Source organism: Methylobacterium sp. WL18, assembly GCF_008040015.1.
GTDB lineage: Bacteria > Pseudomonadota > Alphaproteobacteria > Rhizobiales > Beijerinckiaceae > Methylobacterium > Methylobacterium mesophilicum.
The window spans coordinates 1-4,715 of the sequence record NZ_VRVD01000370.1; the positions used below are offsets into that span (position 1 = coordinate 1).

Below are 4,715 nucleotides of genomic sequence, written 5' to 3' on the forward strand. Positions count from 1 at the left end.
GCCGGGTCCGCCTCGTCGAGGAGCCGCACCAGCGTGGAGAGCCGGCCCGCCGCGACGCCCGGCAGCGTGTCCGGGTTCTGCGGCTCGTGCAGGAGCAGGAACGCCGCGGTGGCGACCATGTGGGCCACCGCGATCCCGGCCACGACCAGCAGGGCGATCTGCCCCGCGATGCTCTGCGGGCGCAGACGGGCGCGCAAGGATCGGAACGCGCTCATGACCGGGTCACTTCGGGGGTGAACAGGTATCCGCCCGAGCGGATCGTGCGGATGAATTCGGGATTGCGCGTATCCCGCTCGATCTTCTGGCGGATGCGCGAGATCAGCACGTCGATGCTGCGCTCGAACGGCCCGGCGGTGCGGCCCTGGGTCAGGTCGAGCAGCTGGTCGCGCGACAGGACGCGGCCCGGCCGCAGGCAGAGCGCGTGCAGCAGCTCGAACTCCGCGCCCGTCATGGCGATGCGGGCGCCTTCCGGCGACAGCACCTGCCGGAGCGACACGTCCAGCGTCCATCCGGAGAAGTGCAGGCGGCGGCGCTCGTCCGGGTCGGGTGCCTCGGCAGCCACCCGGCGCAGGATCGCCCGGATCCGGGCGAGCAGCTCGCGCGGATTGAACGGCTTGGCCAGGTAGTCGTCGGCCCCGAGTTCCAAGCCGAGGATGCGGTCGACCTCCTCGGACTTCGCGGTCAGCATCAGGATCGGGATCTGCGAGGCGCTGCGCAGGCGGCGGCACAGGCTCATGCCGTCCTCGCCCGGCAGCATCAGATCGAGCACGATCAGGTCGATCCGCGCCTCCGCCAGCGCCCGGTCCATCTCCGTGCCGTCGCCCGCGAGCGTGACGCGGCAATCGTTGCCGCGCAGGTAGCGGGCGACCAGGGCCGAGATTTCGCGATCGTCCTCGACCACGAGGATGTGGGGGGTAGCGGGTGCGTTCATCGCGAAGGATTCGGCGAGCGGATCGGCGAGCGTCATCAGGTTATTATGCGCCGACGCGGCGATTATTCGAAGATGGCTGCGGGAACCATTTTGTAAGCGCGTGTTTCCAGCTTTGCCGTGCCGCGTGGCCATGAATGCAGCGGCGGGTGGAAGCCGGGGGAAAGCATGAGCACGATGGCGCGCAAGCCTGATCCGATCGCCCCGAAGCCGCCCGAACTGGTCTCGCCCTGGCACGATCCGGCCCGAGCCGCGCTCCAGGCCGAGGCGCGCGCCTTCGCGCACGACGTCGTCCTCCCGCTCGCCGACGAGCTCGATCCGCAGAAGGCCGAGATGCCCCGCGGGCTCATCGAGGCCATGGCCGAGAAGGGCTGGTTCGGCATCACGATACCCGAGGCGCAGGGCGGCCTCGGTCTCGGGGTCTTCGAATATTGCCTCGTCTCGGAGGAGTTGGCCCGGGCCTGGCTGTCGGTGGGCAGCATCCTGGCCCGGGGCCAAGGCCTCGGCACCCAGACCCTCGATCCCGAGCGCCGGGCGGATCTTTTGCGCCGCTCGGCCCGGGGCCGCTGGATCGGCTCGATCTCCCTGTCGGAGCCCAATGCCGGCTCGGATCTGGCGGGCGTGCAGACCCGCGCGGTGCGGGACGGCGACACCTGGGTGATCACCGGCACCAAGCGCTGGGCGGGCTTCGCCAAGGGCGCCGACTTCATCGAGGTCCTGGCCCGCACCCGCGACCCGGAGCCCGGCGAGTCCCGCTCGGCCGGCCTGGAGCCGTTCCTGGTGGTGAAGGAGCGCGACAGCTTCCCGCCCGGGGTGACCGGCCGGGTGATCGACAAGATCGGCTATCACGGCTTCCAGACCTTCGAGCTCGCCCTCGATGGCGTGCGCGTGCCCGAGAGCGATCGGCTCACCGGCCTCTACGGCGACCAGGGGGCCGACGCGGATTCCGGCGGCTTCGCCTCGGTCCAGCGCGGCCTCAACATCGCCCGGGTCCACACGGCGGCCCGCGCCGTCGGCGTGGCGCGCGCGGCGGTGGAGGATACCCAGGCCTACCTCCAGGAGCGGGTCCAGTTCGGCCACCCGATCGGCGATTTCCAGGCTCTGCGCTTCGCGCTCGCCGACATGGCCGCGGAGGTCGCCCAGGCGCGGGCGTTCTGGCAGCAGGTCGCCCACCTGCTCGACCAGGGCGAGGCCGCCGAGAGTGAATCCGCCATGGTGAAGCTTCTGGCGACCGAGATGGCGGTGCGCGTGACGAACCAGGCGATGCAGCTGCACGGCGGCAACGGCTACACCACCGAGCGGCGGGTCGAGCGCTACTGGCGCGACGCGCGCCTGACCACGATCTTCGAGGGCACCAGCGAGATCCAGCGGCGGATCATCAGCGACCGGATGCTGCCGCGGCCCAAGGGGTGATCGGCCGCTCCGCGGCCGCGGACCCGTGCGGCGAATCGTCGAGCGGGACTCCCCGCCCGAGGCGGTCTGGCTAACTCACGATAGGTTCGTCCCATGCCGCACCGGCGGCGCGACCGCCTTTCGGAAGCCCTGTGTCCAAGCCCATCAGCGATTACGCCCTCATCGGCGACACCCATTCCTGCGCGTTGATCGCGCGGGACGGCTCGATCGACTGGCTGTGCTGGCCGCGCCATGATTCGCCGGCTCTGTTCCTGAGACTCCTGGACGACGACAAAGGCGGCGCGTGCAGCCTCGCCTTCGACGGGCTCACGGAGACCGCACGCCGGTACGTGCCCGACACCAACATCCTGGAGACCACCTTCACCACGGCGACCGGGCGCGCCCGGCTGATCGACGTGATGCCGGTGAACCCGCCGAGCCCCGAGCCCGATGAGGGGCCCGACGGCGAGGGCGAGAGCCGGCTGATCCGGCTGCTCACCTGCGAGAGCGGGCGGGTCGCCGGCCGGTTCGTGGTGCGGCCGACCTTCGACTACGCGCGCCGCCCCTGCACGCCGATCGTCGAGGGCCGGTCCGTGCTGTTCGAGGCCGGGGATTGGCGCCTGCGCGTCAACGCCTTCCCGGAGCCGCAGCTGGAGGGCGACGCGTCCGAGGTCCTGTTCGACCTCGCCAAGGGCGAGACCGCCTACCTGGTCCTGACCCATGGCGAGGACCAGGAAGACGCCTGCATCGAGGATTTCGCCGGGGCCCAGCGCCGCCTGGAATCCACCACCGAGTATTGGCGCCGCTGGAGCGCCCGCAGCAGCTACCGCGGCGCCTACCGGGACGCGGTGATGCGCTCGGCCCTGTGCCTGAAGTTGCTGACCTACTCGCCCTCGGGCGGCATCGTGGCGGCGGCCACCGCGGGGTTGCCGGAGGCGGTGCCGGGGGACCGCAACTACGATTACCGCTTCACCTGGATGCGCGACGCCGCCTTCACGGTGACGGCCTTCGTGATGCTGGGCTACGTGCGCGAAGCCTCCGAATTCCTGCGCTTCCTGCGCGAGCGCGACGGCTCCTACGGGCGCGACACCAAGCTGATGTACGGCATCAGCGACGGCATGCCGGCCGAGGAAGTGCTGGACCACCTGGCCGGCTGGGGCGGCGTCGGCCCGGTCGTGATCGGCAACCTGGCCGAGGCCCAGGACCAGCACGACATCTACGGCGAACTGCTGCGGGCGCTGTGCGTGTTCCTGGAGGCTGTCGATTACGATCCGCCCGAGAAGGTGAACGACCGCCTGCCCGAGGTGCTCGACAACCTCACCGCCCGGGCGATCCGCCATCGCCACGACGCCGATAATGGCATCTGGGAATTGCGGACCGGACCGCGCCAGCAGGTCCACACCAAGGCGATGATCTGGGTCGCGCTCACCGACGCGGCCCGGATCGGCCGCAACATCGAAGGCGTCCCCGCGGAGAAGATCGCCGAATGGGAGCGGATCGCCGCCGAGATCCGGGCGGAATACCACGACAAGGGCTGGAACCCGGAGAAGCAGGCCTATACCGGGGCCTACGACTCGCACCACCTCGACGCGGCGGTGCTGCGGGTCGCTCTGTTCGGCGCGCTGGATCCGAGCGACCCGCGCACCCGCTCGACGCTGGCGGCGATCGAACGCGAGTTGGGCGACGGCGACCTGATCTACCGCTACCGCATGGATGACGGGCTGAAGGGCGACGAGGGCACCTTCACGGCCTGCGCGTTCTGGCGGGTCGGGTGCCTGGCCCTGGATGGACGGACCCGCGAGGCCAAGGCGGCGTTCGAGCGGCTGATCGCCCGCGGGAACGATGTCGGCCTGTTCGCCGAGGAGATCGACCCGGCTACCGGCGCGCAGCGCGGGAACACGCCGCAGGGCTTCTCCCACATGGCTCTGATCAACGCGGCCCTGCGGCTGGAGGACAGCATCGAACGCTTCGGCCTCGTAGACCCCATCGCGCAACGGGCGGCCGAATAGACCGACCGCCGGCCCCGCCGGTCAGGCTGCGATCTTGATGGCCGCGTCGGATGCGGTATCCGGGGCGCTGCGACTGGCGCGGAACTGGTCCAGCAGGTCGGCGCCGAGCCCGTCGAGGACCTCCTGCATGGCGGCCTGGACCTCCGGATCCTCCTCCTTCGGCTCCGTGCGGTACCAGGCCAGGATCTGTTCGGGCAGCGCGTCGAGGATCGCGCCGACCGGGTTGAGCGGTTCGGCCATGGCCGGCGCGCCATCCGCACGCGCAGCGATCGCGGGCTCGACCGGGGCCTGATTGGGCATCTCGGCCGGGGCGGCGATCGCCTCCACGACGGCTTCGCCGGCGCTCGCCGCCGCGATGCCGAAGCTGCGGACGCCGCCTGGAGCGC

3 protein-coding genes and 2 pseudogenes are annotated in these 4,715 nt (G+C 70.9%); 2 read left to right on the plus strand and 3 right to left on the minus strand.

Annotation, left to right across the window (positions count from 1 at the left end; genetic code table 11):
- Both FV228_RS20770 and FV228_RS20775 read right to left on the minus strand, forming a co-directional pair.
- Positions 1-215, minus strand: a pseudogene (locus FV228_RS20770) (two-component sensor histidine kinase); the annotation flags it as partial.
- The gene (locus FV228_RS20775) at positions 212-967 is read right to left on the minus strand and encodes a response regulator (protein WP_187277839.1); all 756 of its coding nucleotides are present in this window, start codon (positions 965-967) and stop codon (positions 212-214) included. The pseudogene FV228_RS20770 and the gene FV228_RS20775, both read right to left, overlap by 4 nt.
- Before the next feature lie 129 nt (positions 968-1,096).
- Between FV228_RS20775 and FV228_RS20780 the strand changes: the two genes are divergently transcribed.
- Both FV228_RS20780 and FV228_RS20785 read left to right on the plus strand, forming a co-directional pair.
- Positions 1,097-2,341, plus strand: coding sequence for an acyl-CoA dehydrogenase family protein (locus FV228_RS20780; protein ID WP_147856351.1), 1,245 nt, complete (start codon positions 1,097-1,099; stop codon positions 2,339-2,341).
- A gap of 131 nt (positions 2,342-2,472) precedes the next feature.
- Positions 2,473-4,329: a glycoside hydrolase family 15 protein gene (locus FV228_RS20785; protein ID WP_147856352.1), complete on the plus strand. Its 1,857-nt coding sequence runs from the start codon at positions 2,473-2,475 to the stop codon at positions 4,327-4,329.
- 21 nt (positions 4,330-4,350) lie between these two features.
- Here FV228_RS20785 and FV228_RS20790 read toward each other — a convergent pair.
- A pseudogene (locus tag FV228_RS20790) lies at positions 4,351-4,715 on the minus strand (hypothetical protein); the annotation flags it as partial.